Here is a 20,543-nt window from a genome sequence, read left to right on the forward strand (position 1 = left end):
ATCCACAGGCCGAAGCCGTCGGCGCCGGCATTGTTCGAGATCACGGTGATGTTCTTCACGCCGGAATCACGGATCTGCGGGATCAGGCTCTCGGGATTGCCCGACAGGCCGAAGCCCCCGGACATGATCGTCATGCCATCGAAAAGCAGCCCTTCGAGCGCCGCGCCCGGGCCGTCATAGATCTTATGCGTCATTGTAGCGGAACCCAGGTCAGCTTCGGACTCGAAACGATTACTCAGGCGCGTTCCAGCGCGACGGCGATACCCTGGCCGACGCCGATGCACATGGTGGCGAGCGCGCGCTTCTTGGCCGTCAGCGACAGTTCGAGCGCGGCCGTGCCGGTGATGCGGGCACCGGACATGCCGAGCGGATGGCCGAGCGCGATCGCACCGCCATTCGGGTTCACATGCGCGCCGTCCTCGGCGATGCCGAGCTCGCGCAGCACCGCGATGCCCTGCGAGGCGAAGGCTTCGTTCAGCTCGACGATGTCGAAATCGGTGGGTTTGAGGCCAAGCCGCTCGCAAAGCTTGCCCGTGGCGGGGATCGGGCCGAGGCCCATGACGCGCGGCGCGATGCCGCCGGTTGCGCCACCCAGAACGCGCGCGATCGGCGTTAGCCCGTATTTCGCGGCGGCCTTCTCCGAGGCGATGATCAGCGCCGCGGCGCCGTCATTGACGCCCGACGCGTTGCCGGCTGTGACCGTGCCGCCTTCCTTGCGGAACGGCGTGCCGAGCTTGGCGAGCTTCTCCAGCGTGGTGTCGCCGCGCGGGTGTTCGTCGATCTCGACGCGGATCGGATCGCCCTTGCGCTGCGGGATGAGGACTGGAACGATTTCCTTGGCCAACCGGCCGTTCTGCTGGGCGGCGACGGCCTTCAGTTGCGAGCGCAGCGCGAAAGCGTCCTGGTCGGCCCGGCTGATCTTGCAGTCGGCGGCGACGTTCTCGCCGGTTTCCGGCATGGAATCGATGCCGTACTGGGCCTTCATCAACGGGTTGACGAAGCGCCAGCCGATGGTGGTGTCGTGGATCTCGGCATGGCGCGAGAAGGCGCTGTCGGCCTTGGGCATGACGAAGGGCGCGCGCGACATGCTCTCGACGCCGCCGGCGATCATCAGCTTGGCCTCGCCCGCCTTGATCGCGCGCGCGGCTGCGATGACGGCATCCATGCCGGAGCCGCAGAGCCGGTTGATCGTCGTGCCCGGCACTTCCTTGGGCAGACCGGCAAGCAGCAGCGACATGCGCGCGACATTGCGGTTGTCCTCGCCCGCCTGGTTGGCGCAGCCGAAGATCACATCGTCCACGGCGCCGAAATCGACTTGCGGATGACGCTCGACCAGGGCCTTCAGCGGCACCGCGCCGAGATCGTCCGCCCGCACGGCGGCAAGCGAGCCGCCGAACCGGCCGATCGGCGTGCGGACATAGGCGCAGATGAAGGCTTCGGTCATGTCGTCGTTGCTCTGCTTGCTGTCTGCTCGGGTCGGGAAGGCGGCCGAGGCCGCTCTCAGATGTCGAAGAAGACCGTCTCGTTCTCGCCCTGCAGACGGATGTCGAAGGTGTAGACCGGCATGCCGTCCTCGTCGCCGCGCGTTGCGATCAGTGTCTGCACGCGCACGCGATGCTCGATGCGGGCGAGAAGCGGATCAGCCGTGTTGGCCTTGTCCTCGTCGCCGAAATAGAGCCGCGTATGCAGGCCGAGATTGATGCCGCGCGCCACGATCCAGAAGGTGATGTGCGGTGCCATCGGCCGGCCGTCGAAATAGGGCACGATGCCGGGCTTGATCGTCTCAAAGCGGTAGACACCGGTCGTGCCGTCGACGGGCTGGCGGAACCAGCCGGGGAAGTGCGGATCGGCTTCGCCACGGTGCTCGCCCTGGCCGGGATAGAGCCCCTGCGCATCGGCCTGCCAGATCTCGATCAGCGCGTCCTTGATGGGCATGCCCGAGCCGTCGAAGATGCGGCCGGTGACGAGGACGCGCTCGCCCTTCACCTCCGGCGAGAGCGGCTGCGAGCCAAGATCGTGCGGATAGACGCCCTCGATGCCGGAGAAGTTCGGCGTGGCGCCGATATGGATGTAGGGGCCGGCCGTCTGCGACGGGCTTTCCCTGAGGCGGCGGAGCGATTGGACCATCAGTTGCCCTCCATCCGGTTCTCGAACAGGGTCGAGCGACGGCCGCGCAGGACGATGTCGAATTTGTAGGCCATCGTGTCCATCGGCAGTGTCGCCTCGCGGTCGAGCGCAGCGACCAGCTGCTCCACCGCCTCGCGGCTCGGGATGCCCAAGACGATCGGGCATTGCCAGATCATCGGGTCGCCCTCGAAATACATCTGGGTGATCAGGCGCTGCGCGAAGGCGTGGCCGAAGATCGAGAAATGGATATGCGCCGGGCGCCAGTCATTGACGCCGTTCGGCCAGGGATAGGGGCCGGGCTTGATTGTGCGGAACCAGTAGCGGCCCTCGTCATCGGTGATGGTGCGCCCGCAGCCGCCGAAATTCGGATCGATGGCGGCGAGGTAGCTTTCCTTCTTATGGCGATAACGGCCGCCGGCATTGGCCTGCCAGAACTCGACCAGCGCACCGCGTACGGGGCGCGCATCCTCGTCCAGCACCTGGCCGTGTACGATGATGCGCGGGCCGATCGGTTCGCCCGCCTTAGCATAGTTCAGGATCAGATCGTTATCGAGTTGCCCCAACATGTTGTGGCCGAAGACCGGGCCTGTCATTTCCGAGATCGTATTGCCGAGAGACAGCAAGGCCTTCTGCGGCGATCGCAGTACCGAGGTCTTATAGGTCGGCGTAAAGGCCGGCGGATGCCAGCTGCGGTCCCTCTGATAAAAGGAGCCGCCCTGATGTGTCGAATTCTCGTTGCGCATCTCGGCGCTTCCTCCCTCGAAGCTGCTGTTGCGGTATTCAATCTCTGGCGGCGAATTCGATCCGCTCTCCTTGATCCTGCTCAATTCGTGCCGCGATAGGGTTCAACGGCGGGCAAGGACACGACACATCGTCATGCAGATTCGTCATGGATTTCGGCGAGCGCCGCACGGGCGATTTTGAAGGCATGATTGGCTGCCGGCACGCCTGCATAAATGGCCACATGCAGTAGCGCCTCTTTGATATCTTCGGCGCTCGCGCCGGTATTGCGCGTAGCCCTCACGTGCATCGCGACCTCGTCGTGATGTCCAAGCGCGGCCAGGAGCGCGATGGTCAACATCGAGCGCTCGCGTTTGCTGATCGTCTCACGTGACCAAACGCTTCCCCAGGCGCTTTCGGTGATCAGTGTCTGAAAGTCCGCCGTGAACGCATCAGTGGCTGACACTGCAGCATCGACATACCCCTCACCCAGAACCGATCGCCGGGTCCTCATGCCTGCAGAGAATTTGGTTTGTGTATCAGCCATGGCCGTGTTCCCTGATGTGACCAGATACGAGCTTCGATAGCCGTTCCGGCTGCTCAATCGGCGGAATATGACCGCACTTCTCGATGAGTTCGAAGCGCGCTCGTGGAATTTTCAGTGCCATCGCCTCAACGAGTTTCGGTGGCGTGGCGAGGTCGCTGTCTCCAGCCACGACCAGCGTCGGGACGGATATTCCGGCAACGTGACTGCTCAGATCGGCAGTCCGCAGGGCGTTGCAAGTAGAGATATATCCGGCCGCCGATTGCAGGACGAAGGCGTTTCGCCACCCCGAAACCTGATCGGGCTGCGCGGCGCGAAAGCCTGGTGTGAACCACCTCTCCATGACGGGGTCGGCAATCGCCTCGAGGCCACCGCGCTCGATTGCGTGGATGCGCTCGCCCCAACTGTCGGGCGTTCCCACTTTTGGAGCGGTGTCCACCAAGACGAGCGCCGACAGGCGCTGCGGTGAGCGAGAGCCCAGGACCTGTCCGATCATACCGCCGATCGAAAGCCCGACCAGTGCGAACCGCTCGACATCAAGATGGTCGATCAGGGCAAGGAGATCGTCCGCCAAATCACTGATCGAATAGGAGCCGGCGTCAGTTTCCGAAAGCCCATGCCCACGCTTATCGTAGGCAATCACACGCCAGTGAGCTGAAAGCGCGGCGGAGACTTCATCCCAGATCCTCAGATCTGTCCCGAGCGAATTGACCATCACCACGCACGGCGCGCAGCGAGGACCATAATCGCGCCAGTGTACCAGCCGGCCCTTGATGCGTGCGAAAGCCATATCGGAACGCCCATGTCGACGATGACCTTATATGCTACGCTTTTTTTCTTATGTTAAATGGCTTTTTCTAGTTATTAAATAACCTAGAGGTTATCCTAATGAGCCTGAGCAGATCGCTTCAGCTCGACGGACGCATTAAGTTGCGGCACCTGTCCTGCTTCATCGAAGTTGCCCGGCAGAGAAGCGCCGTGAAGGCAGCGTCCGCGATCGGCTTGAGCCAGCCAGCCGTTTCGAAAACGATTCACGAGCTGGAGGATTTCCTGGGCACCGTCCTGTTCGAGCCGAAACGGCGGTCGATGGTGCTCACGCCGATCGGCGAGATGTTCTTGCGTTACGCGACGTCGAGCCTCGTCGCGCTGAAGCAGGGCATCAGAACCGTCGCTCAAGATGCCGGTGGCGAGCATGCCACCTTTACGGTCGGTGCACTGCCGACGGCATCAGCACGGATTTTGCCGGCGGCATTGGCGAATCTGTCGCGACATCTCCCGAATATCAGGCTTCGCGTCGTCACCGGGTCGAACGATGTTCTGCTCTCGCAACTGCGTCTCGGCGACATCGATCTCGTGGTCGGGCGAATGGCTTCGCCTGAGGCGATGCACGGACTCGCGTTCGAATACCTCTACTCGGAACGCATCGCGCTGGCAGTGCGACCTGCGCATCCCTTGCTGGCACATGGGCAGCAGGACATAGCGGATGTTGGGCGTTACCAGTTGCTCGTCCCCCCACCGGGCTCCGTCATACACCCGATCGTCGAGCGCTATTTCATCGCCCGTTCGATCCACCCTTCGCAGGGCGAGATCGAGACGGTCTCCGACGCATTTGCACGCAACTATCTGCTTAGAACGGATGCTATCTGGGTCATTTCCGAAGGCGTTGTGGCGGAGGATGTAGCGAGCGGTGCGCTGGCGCTACTGCCGGTCGACACCAATGACACGAACGGCCCGGTCGGCCTGACGACCCGCACCGATACAGACCTGTCCTTTCCGGCCCAGCCGGTCATGGCAGCGGTGCGGGACGTTGTTGCGGAGCGGGCCAGGGCCGCCTCTGCGCATTCCGTCGACGCCTCACGGGTCCGACAGAACAAGCGCGACAACTCTCCGAAGCCCGCCAGGAATCGGGGAGGGCCGTAAGGCTCGTTTACCAAGGCGATGCCCCCGGCCCGAACTTGAACGGCTGCTCGTCACACAGCTTCGTCAAACGCGGTCGGCTGTGGCGCCAACTGCGTCCCGCCACAGACATGGATGATGTCGCCCGTGACGAAGCTTGCCCGCGGCGACGCCAGGAAGGCGATCGCGCCGGCGACATCCTCCGCCGTACCGAGCCGGCCCAGCGGTGACATCTTGCGAAAGGATCTAGCGAGCCCCGCGTTTTCCGCGACGATCTTCTCGTTGAAGGGCGTATTGAGGAAGCTCGGGGCGACAGCGTTGACCCGGATGTTGTCCGGGCCGAGTTGCACGGCGAGCACGCGTGTCAGCCCGATTAGCCCGGATTTACTGGAGGTATACGCGACCCCCGTACCGGCGAGGTAAACGCGCGAAGCAACATTGACGATGCTTCCGCCGCCACTGCGCTTCATCAACGGATGAGCGGCCTGGGCGAGAAGCATCGGCACCGTCAGGTTGAGCGCGAGCACGGCATTCCACACTGAAAGGTCTACTTCGCCGATGCGTGGAGCTCCGGTCATGCCGGCGTTGTTGACGACGCAATCAAGCCGACCGAACCGTTCCGCCAAGCGGTCGATCAGGCGATTGACGGCGCCGTTCTCCAGCAGGTCGACCGGCTCAGCGGCAGCTTCGCCGCCCGCGTCGACGATCTCGCTGCAGATGCCCTGCACCCGATCGATGGCCCGATCGGCCAGAACGACGTGAAAACCATCGGCGGCCAGCATCCGCGCCGCCGCGGCCCCGACGGCGCCAGCGCCGCCGGTTACAAGCGCAACTTGCATCGCCTGATCCTTACTTTTGCCAGGGCATCAGCCGGCGCTGCAGCCATTGCAGCGCATAGGTCAGCAGCACCCCTAGAACCATGACGACAACGAGCCCGGCATACATTTTCTCGGGATTGAGCACCTCCCAGTAGTAGAAGGTCATGTATCCCACGCCCTGTTTGGCTCGCACGAACTCGACCGAGATGATCACAATCATCGCAGTGCCGAGCGCTATACGAAGTCCTGAAAAGATCACAGGCATTGCGCCGGGCAGAATGACGTGGCGCAGCATCGACCAGCCCTTGGCGCCGTAGTTCTTTCCGGCCATCAAATAGACGTTGTCTATGCCGCGCACCGCCGCCATCGTGTTGATCGCCATCAGGATGAAGACCGAAAGCCCGACTACAAGAATCTTCGGCGCCTCGCCGAAGGGGTCGGCGAACATCAGCATTACAATCGGAAAGATCGCGATCTTCGGCAGCACGTAGATGGCCGAAAGTGTCGTGTCGAGCATCAGGCGTACGGTCTGGTTCAGACCCATTACTACGCCGACCAGCACGCCCGGGATGGCTCCAAGCATGAAGCCGAACAGGACGCGCCCCACCGTCGCGAGGACGTGGCTTTCTGCGGCGAGCTTCCAAACGCCAGCCCAGCCGTCCTGACTAAAGGCCTCCGGCATCAGCCAGGGCCGTCCGAGAAGTGTCGTTCCCGAAAAGCGGTCGTAGCGAGTGCTGAGATCCCAAAGCGCGACGCCGATCTTGCTCGGCGGCGGAAACCAGTTCGGGTTTATGAAACCGCTATCGGCCGCAAGCTCCCAGAGCACGAGGACGACGAGCGGGAAACCCAACGCCAGAGTACGCTCGTAGGCGCCTTTGTGCTTGACCGGGACCAGCCGACCTATGCGCTCGCAAAGCAGGACGAGCAGGACAAAGCTTAACCCGATCGCAGGCCAGGCGAAGTCGCCCCAGAGCCCGGCGGCCGCCAGCGCCAGGTTCAATGCGACCATCGCTCCGGCAAGCAAGAGGATGGCGCGTCTTTCGCCGCGGGCTATCGGAGAACGTGGCATAGCTCCGGCACTGCCGGCCGCAGCCGCGTTGTCGGCGGATACGACTGTCATGGCCGCGCCTCCATGGCGCGCGTCACCTCGGCACTGAGCTTCTCCCAAATCTGCGCCCGGTATTCGGCAAAACGGGGTGAGTTGGTCATCGCGATCGTGCGCGGGCGCGGCAGCTCTATCCTGAAGGTGGCGAGATGCCGGCCCGGCTGGGCGCTCATCAGGATAACGCGGTCACCGAGCAGCACCGCCTCGTCGAGGCTGTGCGTGATGTAGAGCACGGTCTTGCGCGTCTCCTCCCAGATTCGCAGCAATTCCTCCTGGATAACGACGCGCGTCTGGGCGTCCAGCGCACCAAGCGGTTCGTCCATCAGCAGAACCTCCGGGTCGTTGGCGAGTGCCCGGATGATGCTGACGCGCTGCTTCATGCCGCCCGAGATCTGATGTGGGTAATAGTCGGCGAATTTGCCGAGGCCGACCCGGTCGAGCCAGTAGCGCGCCCGGTCGAGCCGTTCTTTGCGACCGACGCCGCGCATTTGCAGACCGAAGGCGACATTCTCGATCAGCGTCTTCCAGGGAAAGATCGCATATTCCTGGAAGACGACACTATTCAATGGCCGGCCCGGCTCGCGTCCGGGCTGGATGTCGATCGAACCCAGCGAGATCGATTCCAGTCCCGCAACCATACGCAGGAAGGTCGACTTGCCGCAGCCCGAAGGGCCGACGATGCAGACGAACTCGCCATCGGCCACTTCGAGGGAGAAATCCTCGAGCGCGACCATGGTGCCGTCCGCGGTCGGATAATGCTTGCTGACGTGGCGCGCTCCAATCTTCGGCGCAGTTGCAGCCTGCATGGAGACGCTCATCGGCCGACCTCCGGGCTCGTTGGTGTGTTGCATCGATCTGTCGAGGCCCGCGAAGGCATGACGGCCGCCATGCCTCTCACTTCGAGGCGGCCGCCTTGCCGAGGGTCTCGACGGCCTTCATGACGAAACGCCCGTCGACGACCTTCGCCATGTCGAGGGGCTTGTCGTATTCGGTGCGGCCGTTCTCGCGATGCACGCGCTCAATGTCGGCGAGGCCAGTGGTCGGGATCGCCATATTGGGATCGAAGATCACCGAGCCGCCGGTCTTGATCGCCTCGGGCGTGGAGGCTGTGTATTTCAGATAGCCGTCCATATTGGGCTGAGCGAGGAAGTCGGCGCCCTGCATGAGACGGGCTGCTTCCGTCATCGCCAGAACGAAGCGCTCCGCCGCTTCGGGACGCTCCTTGATGAACTTGCCCGAGGCGACGAAGGCGACCGTCATCAGGCCGGGCGTGATGTCCTGCATCAACAGTTTGCCGGTGCCGGCTTTCAGGATCTGGTCGGAGTAGGGCGAGGAGGTCAGCACGGCGTCGACCGATTTCGCCTCCATCGCCGCCGGCATGTCAGCATTGCCGACGTTCAGCAGTTGCGCATCGCGCAGGCTGAGCTTGGCGCTCTCAAGCGCCTTGCTGACGAAGTACTCGCCGCCGCTACCCGGCCCACCGGCCGCCGCGATCCGCTTGCCCTTGAGGTCGGCGACCGACTTCACCGCTCCCGAATCCAGCAGGTCCTTGCGGACGATCAGCTTGGTCGGGCCGTCCGTCATCGGGTCAAGCGCTCCTGGCGCGATCACCCGGATGTCGAGCCCGCGATTCCAGGCCGACCAGAGCGACGCCACGATCGAGATGCCGCCAACGTCGACCGATCCCTTGTCGAGGAAGGCGATCGCCTCAGTGCCGGACTTGACGCTATCCAGCTTGACGTCGAGCCCATATTTCTTGAAGAGCCCACGCGCCTCGGCGACATAGGCCGTAGCGAACTTCATGATCGGCACATAGGCGACACGCACGGCCTGGGGCGGATCGAGCGGCTTCGGCGCTGGCGCCTGTGCCAAAGCCGGAGCGCCGGCGAGACCAAAAATCATGGCAGCGCACATTCTGCGCCAGAGAGCTTCGAACATTCTATTCCTCCCTACGGAGCGGCCTGCTGCCGCCTTTCATGTTGCTTGGCAGGCTTCTTCGACCTGCTCGTTCTCGTCAACTTTGGCTAAGCCGTTTCCCGTGCGGGTCAGCCTTCGACCAACTCGGGAACCGTATTGAGATAGGCCCCTTGCGCCAATAAGCCTGCCCTTAGCTCCGCGATCGGCACCACGGCCGGCGCAACACCCTGGTCGGCGGCTATCGCTCCTGCAACACCTGCCGCATGGCCGGTCAACCAGCATTGCGGGATCTCGCGCATGAAGGAATGGCTCGTGGCGTCGCAGGACAGATGACGGCCAGGCGCCAACAGCCCGTCGATCTCGCGTGGCACGATCGAGCCATAAGGAACGGAGATATTCTCGAACTTCGGCGCGAGAGATGGCGAAACGCCGATCTCGTCGGGCGCCATGCTGCCGTCCCAATTCTCTCGGGTGAGTTTGCCAAGCCCCTTCAGGCGTCGGCCATGTCTGACGCCGAGCTGGGGCGCCGACAGCATGATGAAGGCGTTTGAAAAACCAGGAGCATGAGCGCGATAGAAGGCGAGATGCTCCAGCATGAGCTTGTGGCTCCTGATCTCGACCTCGGACAGATCCTCGACTTTCAGTGCGGAGTAACCTGCGAGTCGAGGCCCCATGAACACCGCGATGTCGTCCCGCCACGATACGGAAGGTTTGTCGAAGAAGCGCATCGTCTCGCGTCCGCGCGCCATGAACTGTGAATACTGCTCCGGCGTCTCAGCCCGGAAGCGCAAGAACGCCTTCATGTCGGCGCCGCCGAACAGCCAGGATGTGTTCATGCAGCCGTGGATGTCGCGGCTGTCGACCTCCGTGTCGAAATCAGAGCCGGCGCCCGCGTAAAGGTCGCCGTCGCCGGTCGCGTCGATCGTCACCCGGGCGAGAATGGCGCGCCGTCCCTCCTTGCTCTCGAAAGAGCAGCCCGCAACGCGGCGCCCTTCCATCAACGGACTGGCTCCCCAGGCGTGGAAGATCGGGTGAACGCCGGCCTCCAGAACCATTGCGAGCGATTCCGCCTTGAGCCACTCCGGATCGAGGGTGGGCGCATGGGTGACGGTATTGTTGAACGCGGCATTGCGAAGCCCCCAATAGGCAACGCGCTCGGGATCGTGTGATCCCCATTCAAGCGGCTCAGGACCGGCAATCTTGTCGCGGGCCAAGCGCGACAGGAGCTCTTCGGCGATGCCTCGGATGACATGGCGACCTTGCCAATCGCTCATGCGATCGATCCAGATAACCAATCCGCCTGTCGATAGCCCACCGAGATGGTTGTAGCGCTCTAGTAGCACGACATCGGCGCCGCGCCGGGCGGCGGCGATGGCGGCCGCCGTTCCGGCAGGGCCGCCGCCAACCACCAGAACGTCGCATTCGGTATGGACCGGAAGCTCCCGCGCTGGCTCGGTGATCGTCTTGCCCGACGACCTACGGCGCTCGAACTTTTCGGTCTCGAAGGTCTCGGAACGGAAGAACAGCCGCCCTCCCTCGCCGTCCATCGATCCCATGACGTGTTCCCCTGGAGTCGTGGCCAGTCGGCGCACCGCTTGGAATGCGACGAAGAGCCGGGAGCATCGATTTACGAGCAGATTGGCGCGCCGATCCTTGCTGTTCAAATGAATTTAAAAGCCCTATTCATGAACAGGATTGCTCAATCGAGGCTGATGCGATGGATGTTTCCGGGCTCGAAGCCTTCATCCAGATCGCCGAATTCGGAAGCTTTCGTCGTGCAGCCGAGGCAATGCGGCTGTCGCAAACCGCCTTGAGCCACCGCATTCGCAAGCTTGAGGAAGATGTCGGCGTCACGCTGTTTCAGCGCACTACACGCTCTCTCTCTCTGACGAGAGCGGGACAAGAGTTCTTCCCTGAGGCACGAGACACGCTGTTTCGACTGAGCACTCTATACGAGAACCTGAAACGCCAGGGCCGACAGGCGCAGCAAAAGGTTTCGGTTGGTTGTCTCGGTTCGCTCGGCGAGCATTTCCTGCCCGGGGTTCTGAGAGAATTCCGGCAGCGCTATCCGCAGGTCTCGATCACCGTTTTTGACGAGCCCGCGGCGGCTTTGCGCGAGCGTGTCTCCTCTGGCGAGGCACAGTTCGCCTTGACCATCCTAGGCGCGCAGCTCTGGACTCAGAAATCCCGCGCGCTGTTCGAGGAGGACTTCGTCGCCGCTGTGCCAATCGGGCACCCGCTCGCGGAGCGCGCGGAACTGAACTGGGCTGATCTCGTCGGCTATCCGCTGGCCCGCGTCGCCACAACGACAAGCCACGGGTTCATGCTTAGCGAAAGCCTCGGCACTTTCGGAGAGCGGTTGGATTGGGCCTATGAGGTGCAGCGCGTCAACATGGCGGTCTGTTTCGTTGCAAACGGCATCGCCGTCACGGTGCTGCCTCGCCTGGCGATCGCGTCAGCGCCCGGCATTCGTATTTTGCCGATCACGGCTCCGCAAATTCGACGCACTGTTGGCATTATCGCGCGCGACGGCGTTTCCCTCCCAAGACCAGCCCTGAATCTGCAGCGCATGCTGCTGCACGCGATCTCCCGACACTCCAAAGGAGCCAGCAACGATCTGCCCGCTCAGACCTCCGGCCGGGATGCGGGGACGACAACAGTCAATTCATCCCTGTCGAGCGAATAGGCGAGATCGTAACCTGTCCACGCCGCGCGAGCCGGGGCAAGGCCCTCCGCGTCGAGCGCAGGATCGATCATGCCGGCAATTTCATCGAGCCGGCTTCTATCATGGCATTCGATCATGATCGCGCCGCTGTCGGCATAGGACGCACCGCCTGCGGATGGCACCGTAAATGGCACCGGGGCGACCAACGGATCCTTCTTCAGGACATGGATCGCTGTCGCCGCAGTCTCACGAAGCGCGCGCCCGGCAAGCTCTTCCCAGGCACCTGCAGGGACCGAGGCCTCATCGAAGGTTGTTGCCATCAAGGCGCTTCCGATGCCTCCGCCCTGACTTGACACTGCAAGATGGCCGACGCGAAAGAAACCGCGAAAGGACGGCCGCATGCTTTGCGACCATGGCGTTGGGTTTTCCAGCAGCGCCCGATACGGCGCGCTGCTGAGCACCGCGTTGCTTTCCAGTTCGTAGAGCGTCAAGAATTCTGGAAGTGGCCCATTGCCGCGGTGATAGCGCCGTGCGCGCATCATGCCGGGCACGGCCAGCCGTTCTGGAACATGCTCGCGCGTGTGCCATAGGTTGTATTCGTCCCGCCGGCGTGGATCGACGCCGTTCCACAGCGAGAGCAGTCCTTGCCCCTTCAGCATTGCTACTCCGAGAGTTCTACCCACGCGCCGGTTTGCGCGCTCGCGCGAATGGCGTCGAGCGAGTCCAGGATGTCGAGTGATTCCGCCTCGCTTGCTCCCGTCCATTGCACTGGGCCATTGCTCAAGCTTGCGGCAAAGGACTCCGCCTCGCGCAAGAAGCCATTGCCGTCCGGCACATCCAGCGGTTCGAAGGCCGCACCGAAAGCGATGCCGCGCTTAACCTGCAGGATCGCCGGCCCGCTGGCTGGCGGATGGTTCAGGAAGTTTGTCTCGATTACGCCCCCGTCCCCGCCAATCAAGGCATGGCGGTGGTAGCCCGTCTCGAAGGAACAGGACAACTGGGCGAGCAATCCGCTCGGGAAGGCAATATTTGCGATTGTGGTGAGGTCGACACCATTTGCCGCAAAGCTTGCCGTCGCTTGAACCCGTGCTGGTCTCTCGCCGGCTACGATGCGTATCAGGCTCATGGCGTAACTGCCTGCATCGAGCAAGGCGCCGCCGCCCAGCGAAGGACTAAGCCGGATATTGGCGGGATCGACCGAGGTTATGCCGAAGGACGATCGGATCAATTTGACCTTGCCGATTGCACCGGTGGCGATCATCTTGCGCAACTTTGCCGTCTGGACCTGAGCGAGATAGGGATAAGCCTCGACGAGCGGAACGTTGTTGGCCCTGGCCGCGGCAAACATGCGGCGGCCTTCTTTGCCTGTGACCGCTAAAGGCTTCTCGCACAGTATCGGTTTTCCGCTTTCGGCCGCTCGAATGGCCCACTCGGCGTGCAGGCTGTTGGGAAGCGGGATATAGACCGCATCGATTTCTCGATCTGCGAGCAGGGCTTCGTAGGAGCCATGAAAGCGCGGGACGCCCGTCTCCCGGGCGAAAGCCTCCGCCTTTGCGGGATCACGGCTCGCGACCGCCGCAACGGTGAGCATTTTCGAAGGAGCCACCCCCGCGATGAAATTGCGCGCGATGTTGGCCGCGCCCAGTATTCCAATCTGAAGAGGCCGATTTCTCATGTTGAGCCTATCCATTCGAGAGCCTCTCACAGGGAGATGAGAGGCCCGGCCATCGCCGGTTTTAGCCCCGGTTCATGGAATCCAGAGCAAACGCGAGATCATAGACTGCGACATCGTCCGGTGCGGGCCGGAGCTGGTGTCTCGCCAAGGCGGCGGAGATTTGCGGCAGCGCGGCCTCCAGTTCCAAGCGGCCGATGCCGTCGACGAGTATCGCTGCGTCGAACAAACCGTCCTGCGTCGTCCCTCTCAGCGCTGTCTCCCTCGTTTTCGCGCCAGTGCTCTCCGGGCGCGCCAAGCCGATGTGAACGCTGCTGATCCCGTCGAGACCGAGGATCTGCTCGGCGACAGGGCGTGCCGCGCGGCGGAAGCCGTCCTCGCCGATCGAATCGAAGCTGATCCGGTAAGTCGCCATCGCGCCCCCAAGACCTTCTCCAAGAGAGACAAGCACCTCGCAACCACAGCGGATGAAATTATAAAAGGCCGGCTGGATTTGCTGCGACCACGGCGTCGGGTTGTTGAGCCGCTCAAGATAGGCAGGCGATCCGAAAACATCGAGATTCGGCCCCTCGTAAAGCGTCCAATAGCGATGCCTGTCCCGCTTCCAGTCCACCCCGCGCCGTCCACGCATGAAGCCCGGAATGCTAAGGCGCTCGGGCATGTGCTCGCGGGTATGCCAGCGATTGTACTCAACTTCGGACTCTGCACGGATATCGTGCCAGATGGCGACGAAGGCATTACCTTTGATGGGCATCGCGGACGGCCTCCCTGCCGCTTTCTTCAGGCCGCCGAAGCGGAGAGCCGCTTCAAACGAAAATCGTAGCGCAGGCTGTGAAATTCGCGGCCCATAATGCGCCCGTCTGGAGCCTCTCCCGGGAAATGCCGCACGAATTCCTGGATCAGTGAATCCTTGACGCCGAATACGACGTCAGAGTCGAGATACTCGTCTCCCGCCACGAAGACATGTGTCACAAGAGTGTCGTGGCCTTCCGCGTGAATCATGAAATGAACATGCGCCGGCCGATAGGGATGGCGGCCCTGCGCATCGAGCATCTGCCCGACTGGGCCATCATGCGGGATCGGATAGGCGGCTGGTTTGATGGTCCAGAAGTGAAACCTGCCTTGCTCATCGGTGAACAGGCGCGCGCGCATCGAAAGCCCGCCCAATTCCTCCATCTGCTGCACGTCGTAATAGCCATCCTCATCGGAGTGCCAGACATCGACTGCCGCGCCGGCTAGCGGTGCGCCGTCAGTAGACGAGACGGTTCCGGAAACGAACAGAGGCTGGCCCTTCATTCCGTCCGAAATGTCCGACCCCAGGGGAAACACCGCTGGATCTTGCACATAGAATGGCCCCAGCACTGTCGTATCGGTCGCACCAGCGGTGCCACGGTGATTAATGGCGTCCACCAGCATCGAAACGCCGAGCGTATCTGACAGCAGGATGAACTCCTGACGCTTGTCGTCGCACATGTGCCCGGTTCGGGTGAGAAAGCCGATTGCCGCCTCCCACTCACCCATGCTGGGCTCGACCTCCTTCACGAAGGCGTGGAGATGTCGTACCAGTGCCTGGCTGATCTGTTGCGTGCGGCCGTCCGAGGCGTTGGCCACACGATCGAGCACTGCCATTGTGATCGAATTCTCGTCGAAGTTTCGCACGATCTCCTCCCTTGCGATGCGGGCAGAGGCGGCCCATCCAATGCAACGGGACGACCTACCAAGCGGCGCGGATTAGTCTTCTCTAAAAATCAGCTCGAGGCGCTTCCCCAGCGTAGGCGCGGCGGATCAGCTCATAAACCGCATCGCGCTCTACGGGGCGCGGGTTCCAGTATGGATTGGCGGTAGCAAGATCCGCGGCGCGCGATATGCCGGTCTCCGGCATTCCAATCTCCGCTAAGGATCGCTTCAATTTCAAGCGCTCCAACAACGCGGACAGCCCCGACAGAGCATCCTTCGAACCGAGGGCGGAGGCGATGCACGCCATAGCACGCGGCGCTGCCTGCGCGTTGTAGGACAGTGCATGAGGTAGAACGATGGTATGGGTTTCGGCATGAGGCAGATCGAAACTGCCTCCTAGCGTGTGGCACAGCTTGTGGTGCAGCGCCATTCCCACGGCGCCCAGACATAGGCCGCAAAGCCAGGCGCCATAAAGTGCATCCGCCCGCGCCGGGCCGTTTCGCGGTTCATCGACAATACGGGGCAGTGCTGCGGCGAGGGCTCGAATTCCCTCCTGAGCGATCAGTTCGATGACGGGATTGCCGTCTCGCGCGTAAAGCGCCTCTGAGGCATGGGCGATAGCATTAATGCCGGAAACGGACGATATCGACGGTGGCAGGCTTAGCGTCAGATCAACATCGTAGATCACCGTTCCAGGCAGGACTTTCGCGGTGGTCTGTGTTCGCTTCAGGCCGCCCTCCGTCTCGCCGAGGATCGGCGTCATTTCCGATCCCGCATAGGTGGTCGGCAACACGATCTGGGGCAATCCCGTGCGCAGCGCGATCGCCTTCCCGAGTCCTGTGGTCGAGCCGCCGCCGACTGCGACAACGCCGTCAGCCTTCGAGGCGGCGATCACGGCGAGTGCTTCCTCGGTGACCGCGACAGGCGTGTGCATAACGGCACCCGAAAAGAGACCGGTGGCCCGGCTCCCGAGAATCTCCGCGATACTGCGCCCGACGGCCTCCTGATCGGGCGTTGACAGTACGAGCAGCCGCTCCAGACCTAGGCGTTCCGCCTCATCCGGCAAACGCTGTCTCGTGCCGCTCCCAAATAGGATCCTGGCCGGCGCCGCATTGTAGACGAACTCGCGCATTGGGCCTCCCGCATTCTCATTCAGGCGGGCGCAGAGCCATTTCGAGCGGCTTGCCTTCAAGCCAGGCCCGCCCACGCCGGTAGAGATCTTCGACGAGCGGCCCGGTCAGGCCGGGCATGTCCGGCTTGACCTTGAACCCCAGACCGGACTGCAGATAGGCGAGGTGGCGATAGCCGATTGGGAAACTTTCGAGCCGCTGCCTATCGAGCGCTGGAGCCTGAGAGGGATCCACGGGGTCGATCCGATCCTTCTCGTAGATCGGCTGCCGCAGCACCACGCCCCATCGCCCCTGGCGCTTCTCCAAAAAATCGTAGAATCGTCCGGTGCAAACGACATCGCAGATCACTCCATCCACGCTGGCGCGCTGGTTGATCGTCATTTTCGTCTGTGCAATCGCGCGGTTTTCCGCGATGTCGATTCCCATTCCGCCGAGGAAGTGAAGGATGCTCACACCCTTCTCGAAGCCCTCGCGGCTGACCTTTATGAACTCGTCAGCCGTTCCCTGAAACCAGGTTGCCATCATCCGTCCGTCGTCGTGCCAAACGGTGCGGAATCGCTCCCAATCCCCGGCGTCACGCCAAACAGCCCAGTTCTCCACCAACTCACGGATAAGCAGGCGTTCCTTCCAGTCGTCGCTCATTCTGAACTCCGTCGACGAGAAATTAGTTCTTATATGAGAACTTGTTCATGATGCTGTGTCAACCTAGCGCTTCTCGAATGCCGCGACACCGGGCATAGTGAAGATGGCGAAGAGCATGTCTAAGTTGTCGGCCAGAGAGACGGGTCGTCGCAGGCGACCGAAGAAACGGGATTAATTTATGCCACCTGCCGAGCTCGGCTCTGTAAAGTCCGCGATGCGGGTCCTCGACCTCTTCGAATATCTCCGCCGGTGGAATGCCGCGCAGACCCACACTCAAATTGCGGCTCAACTCGGGATCCCTAAAAGTAGCCTCACGCAGCTGCTCAAAACTTTGGTTAACCGCGGCTATCTCGAATATGACCCGATCGGAAAGGGGTATTTCCTCGGGCCGGCCGTGGTTGCCTTGGGCCAACGGAGTGCCGAGACACGCGACTTGGTCGAGGTCGCTGAAAACGTGCTCGCGGAAATCGCTAGAACGACGAGCGAGACTTGCGCCCTGAATGTTCTCAAAGGAGACCATTCCGAAGTCATGGCGACGGCGAACGGCACCCATCGGTTGCATTATTCAATGCGCGTAGGCGACATGGCGCCGCTCTATGCGACATCGGGAGGAAAGGCTCTGCTTGCCTACCTGCCCGACGAGATGCGCCAGGATTATCTCTCTCGGGTACATTTCGAGGCGATTACGCCTCGGACTATCGGAAGCGTGGCGGCGCTTGATAACGAGATTGCGGAGATCAGACGCGGCGGCGTCGCCTTCGTTACCGAAGAATTCACGCCGGGGATCGCGGGAATGGCCCTGCCGATCCTTAGCCGCTCAGGGTTTCCGCTTGCGGCCATCAACATCGCACTCCCGGTAGCGAGGTACGATGCGGAATTGAAGCAGCGCTGCCTCACAGCCTTGGAAATGGCCGTCAAGCTGATCAGACAACGTGCCGGAGTGGATTGAGCCTTACCCCTCCCGCAGTGAATTGTTCAGATCGCCTTGCCTTCGAGAAAGTCGAGCATCAATTCTCGCTGCGCCAGGAACATTCCGACGCCAGTCTGCGTGCGACAACCCATGCTTCGCGCGATTTCCAGCAAGGGAGATACCTCCGGCGCTGTGATCACGTCGCCGACGAAAATGCCGGATTTCAGCTTGTCGACCTCGACTGGCAGCGGATCGCCCGCCTTCATTCCCATCGGCGTCGCGTTGGCGACGATGTCGAACCCTGATGGATCCATCGAGCCCGCGCGAACCTTCCCGGGATGGACCTTGAGCAGCTTGGCGATCAGTCCATCGCGCCGAGCCGTGTCGCTATCGTGAATAGCCAGCTCAGCGACGCCTGAATCAAGCATTTGCAAGGCGATGGCGCTGCCTGCTCCGCCGGCGCCGATAAGCAGCGCGCGCTTCCCTTCCGGCTGGCAGCCCGTCTGCATCATGGCGCGGACAAAACCAAGCCCGTCGCTCATGTCTCCATACCAGCCTCCGTCTGGATGTCGTCTGACGATATTCGTCGATTCAAGGAAATCCGCGCGCTCTGAAACGACTCTGCAATGCCGCCGGGCAGCGAATTTATGCGGGACGGTTGCGATGATGCCATCGACGTTACGAATGGGCCCCAACGCATCGATGAAACGGTCGACGTCCTCCGGAAGAACGTGAATAGGGATTACGACGGCATTCCGGCCGCGTTCGGCGAAACCGCGCGTCATGCCGCCAGGTGCCTTCACCTGGGCGATAGGATGACCAATGATCACGAATACCCTTGTCTCGCCGCTGAGCATGTCCAGCATGACGATCTCCTGTTCCGGGTCACAGCAATTGATCGCATCTATGAACTGATTTATAGGTAAGAACAATAGAGGCGACGCGGTCAGGCGCCCTGATCGATTCTGGGAGCGCCACGATGCTGTCCCTTGCACATCTCACATTCATGCATGCAGGTCCGCTGGAGCTGATCTCGCTCGCCGAAGCAGGCGGTTTCGACGCCGTGGGGCTTCGTCTGATCGACCCCGCACCCGAGGGACGCTTCTTCCCGATCGTCACGGATGCCGACCTGCGCCGTGAGGTCAAAGCATCCTTGCAAACGAGCGGGCTCACGCTGCTGGATGTCGAGGCCGTCTGGCTATGGCCACAGACACAACCACAGCTCCTGCGGCCGGTGCTCGAAACCGGAGCGGAGTTAGGGGCTCGCAATCTGCTGGTCGCCGGCAATGATCCGGACAGGAACAGGATGACGGATCGGCTGGCTGAATGCTGCTCGATGGCGCGCGAGTACGGCATGGGCGTCGGGTTCGAGTTCATTCCTTATACGGCGCTGAATTCGCTGCTGTATGCGAGTTCGATCCTGAAGGATGCCGGGCAGGACAATGCTGGCCTTCTCGTCGACGCTCTGCATCTCAATCGCTCCGGAGGGGACGCTTCCGATCTTGCCGCTATAGACCCTGAGCTCGTTGCCTATGGTCATCTCTGTGATGCACCCGCTGCGTCTCCGGGCGAAGACGGCTTGCGCACCGAGGCGCGTGAAGCCAGGCTCTATCCCGGTGACGGTGGCCTTTCGCTTTCGGCCTTCCTGAGCGCTTTGCCCCCAGGAAGACCGGTCGCGCTGGAAGCTCCGAGTCGGGCCTATGGTGACAACGACCTTGAGAAGGCACGGCGCGCCGGTGCTGCGTGCAGGGCCTTGCTCGCAAGCGTCGGACGTTCCTGACCTCGAAAGATCGCAAGCGCGCTGAGTGACCAGCATCGTTATGGCATGGCGAGCGCTTGCATCAACCGGCTGCGGCATTGCCTGCTGCTCGCCGGGCGGCGAAGCGAACGATGTGTTCGGCGGCGCTGGCCACCTTTTCCTTCAAGGTCAGGGCCGCCTCGCTCGCCACCGGCGTTTCGATCGCCATCTGTGGCCCGTTCGGCAGGACATCCAGCAATGCGTTCAATGGGATGACGCCGTCACCCAGATGCAGGCGTCCTCCCCGCGCCTCGGTGGGAAGATCTTCAAGCCTTGGCACCTGCGGACCAGCGTCGCACAGCTGAATATAGGCGATGCGCGATGCCGGGACCGCGGCGATCTGCTCGGGAGTTCCTCCGGTGCGATGGAAATGCAGCACGTCGAAAATGATGCCGGCGTTGCCGACACCGGCCGCGTCGATCAGTGCTAGCGCAGCGCCGAGGTCGGGGATGTCACGATAGCGCATGAACTCGACCCCGACATGCAGCCCGAAGCGCTTGGCCTGTTCGCAAAGCTGCGAGAACAAGTCGATCCGCTCGGCCTCGGACAGAAAAGTGTCGTTGCCAACGACCTCCGTTCCGATCGACGAGATATGCGTGGCTCCGAGCTCGGCGCCTGTTTCGAGCGCCGGGATGAAGCTCGCCGCATTGACGCCGGGCCGTAACACGAAGGCCTCGACATCAAACACCTTGACGCCGGTCGCTTTCGAGGCGGCCTTGACGGCCCGGATCGTCTCGGGCCGCTGGATGATTTCATGGCTCAACGGCTTGTTCATCGCCGTGCGCAGCACCAGCCCGGCCGCGCCGAACCCGCTTTCGCCTGCTGCCTCAATGAGTGCGACGGGATCGCCACCTCCCACCGTGAGGTTGGCGATGGAGAAATCATGCAGGTTCAGTGCGTGAGCCATGGGTGTCGCCCGAGT

Annotated in this window: 23 protein-coding genes; 4 read left to right on the forward strand and 19 right to left on the reverse strand. The window is 62.3% G+C overall.

Going from position 1 to position 20,543, the window contains the following annotated elements:
- The 6 genes from BLQ70_RS08905 to pcaD form a co-directional block, all read right to left on the reverse strand.
- A partial coding sequence (locus BLQ70_RS08905; protein ID WP_280140797.1) for a CoA-transferase occupies positions 1 to 194 on the reverse strand: 194 nt, incomplete at its 3' end.
- Between the two features lie 41 nt (positions 195 to 235).
- Complete coding sequence (pcaF, locus tag BLQ70_RS08910; RefSeq protein WP_091856690.1) at positions 236 to 1,444, reverse strand: 3-oxoadipyl-CoA thiolase; 1,209 nt, start codon at positions 1,442 to 1,444, stop codon at positions 236 to 238.
- A gap of 56 nt (positions 1,445 to 1,500) precedes the next feature.
- On the reverse strand, positions 1,501 to 2,127 hold the full coding sequence (gene pcaG / locus BLQ70_RS08915) for a protocatechuate 3,4-dioxygenase subunit alpha (protein WP_091856691.1): 627 nt from the start codon (positions 2,125 to 2,127) through the stop codon (positions 1,501 to 1,503).
- Positions 2,127 to 2,870 (reverse strand): protocatechuate 3,4-dioxygenase subunit beta, encoded by a 744-nt coding sequence (pcaH, locus tag BLQ70_RS08920; protein WP_091857104.1) that lies wholly within the window; start codon positions 2,868 to 2,870, stop codon positions 2,127 to 2,129. Before pcaH ends, pcaG begins: the two co-directional genes overlap by 1 nt.
- Before the next feature lie 131 nt (positions 2,871 to 3,001).
- Entirely contained in the window at positions 3,002 to 3,394 is a 393-nt protein-coding gene (gene pcaC / locus BLQ70_RS08925) for a 4-carboxymuconolactone decarboxylase (RefSeq protein WP_091856692.1), read from the reverse strand.
- Positions 3,387 to 4,181, reverse strand: coding sequence for a 3-oxoadipate enol-lactonase (pcaD, locus tag BLQ70_RS08930; RefSeq protein ID WP_091856693.1), 795 nt, complete (start codon positions 4,179 to 4,181; stop codon positions 3,387 to 3,389). The genes pcaC and pcaD overlap by 8 nt, the downstream gene beginning before the upstream one ends.
- Before the next feature lie 98 nt (positions 4,182 to 4,279).
- Between pcaD and pcaQ the strand changes: the two genes are divergently transcribed.
- Positions 4,280 to 5,311, forward strand: a complete 1,032-nt coding sequence (gene pcaQ / locus BLQ70_RS08935; protein WP_091856694.1) for a pca operon transcription factor PcaQ — start codon at positions 4,280 to 4,282, stop codon at positions 5,309 to 5,311.
- Positions 5,312 to 5,361: 50 nt separating this feature from the next.
- On the opposite strand, the gene BLQ70_RS08940 is transcribed toward pcaQ, so the two are convergent.
- The 5 genes from BLQ70_RS08940 to BLQ70_RS08960 form a co-directional block, all read right to left on the reverse strand.
- On the reverse strand, positions 5,362 to 6,126 hold the full coding sequence (locus BLQ70_RS08940) for an SDR family NAD(P)-dependent oxidoreductase (protein ID WP_061970340.1): 765 nt from the start codon (positions 6,124 to 6,126) through the stop codon (positions 5,362 to 5,364).
- Between the two features lie 10 nt (positions 6,127 to 6,136).
- Positions 6,137 to 7,225, reverse strand: a complete 1,089-nt coding sequence (locus tag BLQ70_RS08945; protein ID WP_091856695.1) for an ABC transporter permease — start codon at positions 7,223 to 7,225, stop codon at positions 6,137 to 6,139.
- Positions 7,222 to 8,028 (reverse strand): ABC transporter ATP-binding protein, encoded by an 807-nt coding sequence (locus tag BLQ70_RS08950; protein ID WP_091856696.1) that lies wholly within the window; start codon positions 8,026 to 8,028, stop codon positions 7,222 to 7,224. The genes BLQ70_RS08945 and BLQ70_RS08950 overlap by 4 nt, the downstream gene beginning before the upstream one ends.
- A gap of 76 nt (positions 8,029 to 8,104) precedes the next feature.
- Complete coding sequence (locus tag BLQ70_RS08955; protein WP_170843358.1) at positions 8,105 to 9,112, reverse strand: ABC transporter substrate-binding protein; 1,008 nt, start codon at positions 9,110 to 9,112, stop codon at positions 8,105 to 8,107.
- A 143-nt stretch (positions 9,113 to 9,255) separates the two neighbouring features.
- Positions 9,256 to 10,683, reverse strand: a complete 1,428-nt coding sequence (locus tag BLQ70_RS08960; RefSeq protein WP_091856698.1) for an FAD-dependent oxidoreductase — start codon at positions 10,681 to 10,683, stop codon at positions 9,256 to 9,258.
- A 161-nt stretch (positions 10,684 to 10,844) separates the two neighbouring features.
- Here BLQ70_RS08960 and BLQ70_RS08965 point away from each other — a divergent pair, with 161 nt between their 5' ends.
- Positions 10,845 to 11,813, forward strand: a complete 969-nt coding sequence (locus BLQ70_RS08965) for a LysR family transcriptional regulator (RefSeq protein ID WP_162766358.1) — start codon at positions 10,845 to 10,847, stop codon at positions 11,811 to 11,813.
- On the opposite strand, the gene BLQ70_RS25280 is transcribed toward BLQ70_RS08965, so the two are convergent.
- The 6 genes from BLQ70_RS25280 to BLQ70_RS08990 form a co-directional block, all read right to left on the reverse strand.
- Entirely contained in the window at positions 11,753 to 12,451 is a 699-nt protein-coding gene (locus tag BLQ70_RS25280) for a hypothetical protein (protein ID WP_139163506.1), read from the reverse strand. The genes BLQ70_RS08965 and BLQ70_RS25280 overlap by 61 nt on opposite strands.
- A 2-nt stretch (positions 12,452 to 12,453) precedes the next feature.
- Positions 12,454 to 13,482 (reverse strand): Gfo/Idh/MocA family protein, encoded by a 1,029-nt coding sequence (locus BLQ70_RS08970; protein ID WP_210184267.1) that lies wholly within the window; start codon positions 13,480 to 13,482, stop codon positions 12,454 to 12,456.
- 46 nt (positions 13,483 to 13,528) lie between these two features.
- Positions 13,529 to 14,218: a hypothetical protein gene (locus BLQ70_RS08975; RefSeq protein ID WP_091856700.1), complete on the reverse strand. Its 690-nt coding sequence runs from the start codon at positions 14,216 to 14,218 to the stop codon at positions 13,529 to 13,531.
- Between the two features lie 26 nt (positions 14,219 to 14,244).
- Positions 14,245 to 15,123 (reverse strand): intradiol ring-cleavage dioxygenase, encoded by an 879-nt coding sequence (locus BLQ70_RS08980; RefSeq protein WP_061970353.1) that lies wholly within the window; start codon positions 15,121 to 15,123, stop codon positions 14,245 to 14,247.
- Positions 15,124 to 15,205: 82 nt separating this feature from the next.
- Entirely contained in the window at positions 15,206 to 16,273 is a 1,068-nt protein-coding gene (locus BLQ70_RS08985) for a maleylacetate reductase (RefSeq protein WP_061970355.1), read from the reverse strand.
- Between the two features lie 16 nt (positions 16,274 to 16,289).
- Positions 16,290 to 16,913 carry a nuclear transport factor 2 family protein gene (locus BLQ70_RS08990; protein ID WP_091856701.1) on the reverse strand — a complete coding sequence of 208 codons (624 nt, stop codon included), beginning with the start codon at positions 16,911 to 16,913 and terminating at the stop codon, positions 16,290 to 16,292.
- 178 nt (positions 16,914 to 17,091) lie between these two features.
- Between BLQ70_RS08990 and BLQ70_RS08995 the strand changes: the two genes are divergently transcribed.
- Positions 17,092 to 17,862, forward strand: coding sequence for an IclR family transcriptional regulator (locus BLQ70_RS08995; protein ID WP_091856702.1), 771 nt, complete (start codon positions 17,092 to 17,094; stop codon positions 17,860 to 17,862).
- 26 nt (positions 17,863 to 17,888) lie between these two features.
- On the opposite strand, the gene BLQ70_RS09000 is transcribed toward BLQ70_RS08995, so the two are convergent.
- Positions 17,889 to 18,689 (reverse strand): shikimate dehydrogenase family protein, encoded by an 801-nt coding sequence (locus BLQ70_RS09000; protein ID WP_061970361.1) that lies wholly within the window; start codon positions 18,687 to 18,689, stop codon positions 17,889 to 17,891.
- Between the two features lie 113 nt (positions 18,690 to 18,802).
- Between BLQ70_RS09000 and BLQ70_RS09005 the strand changes: the two genes are divergently transcribed.
- The gene (locus tag BLQ70_RS09005) at positions 18,803 to 19,603 is read left to right on the forward strand and encodes a sugar phosphate isomerase/epimerase family protein (RefSeq protein WP_091856703.1); all 801 of its coding nucleotides are present in this window, start codon (positions 18,803 to 18,805) and stop codon (positions 19,601 to 19,603) included.
- Positions 19,604 to 19,664: 61 nt separating this feature from the next.
- Here the strand turns inward: BLQ70_RS09005 and BLQ70_RS09010 are convergent, their stop codons facing one another.
- On the reverse strand, positions 19,665 to 20,528 hold the full coding sequence (locus BLQ70_RS09010; RefSeq protein ID WP_091856704.1) for a sugar phosphate isomerase/epimerase family protein: 864 nt from the start codon (positions 20,526 to 20,528) through the stop codon (positions 19,665 to 19,667).
- Between the last annotated feature and the right edge of the window lie 15 nt (positions 20,529 to 20,543).

This window comes from Allobosea robiniae (assembly GCF_900102525.1).
Lineage (GTDB): Bacteria > Pseudomonadota > Alphaproteobacteria > Rhizobiales > Beijerinckiaceae > Allobosea > Allobosea robiniae.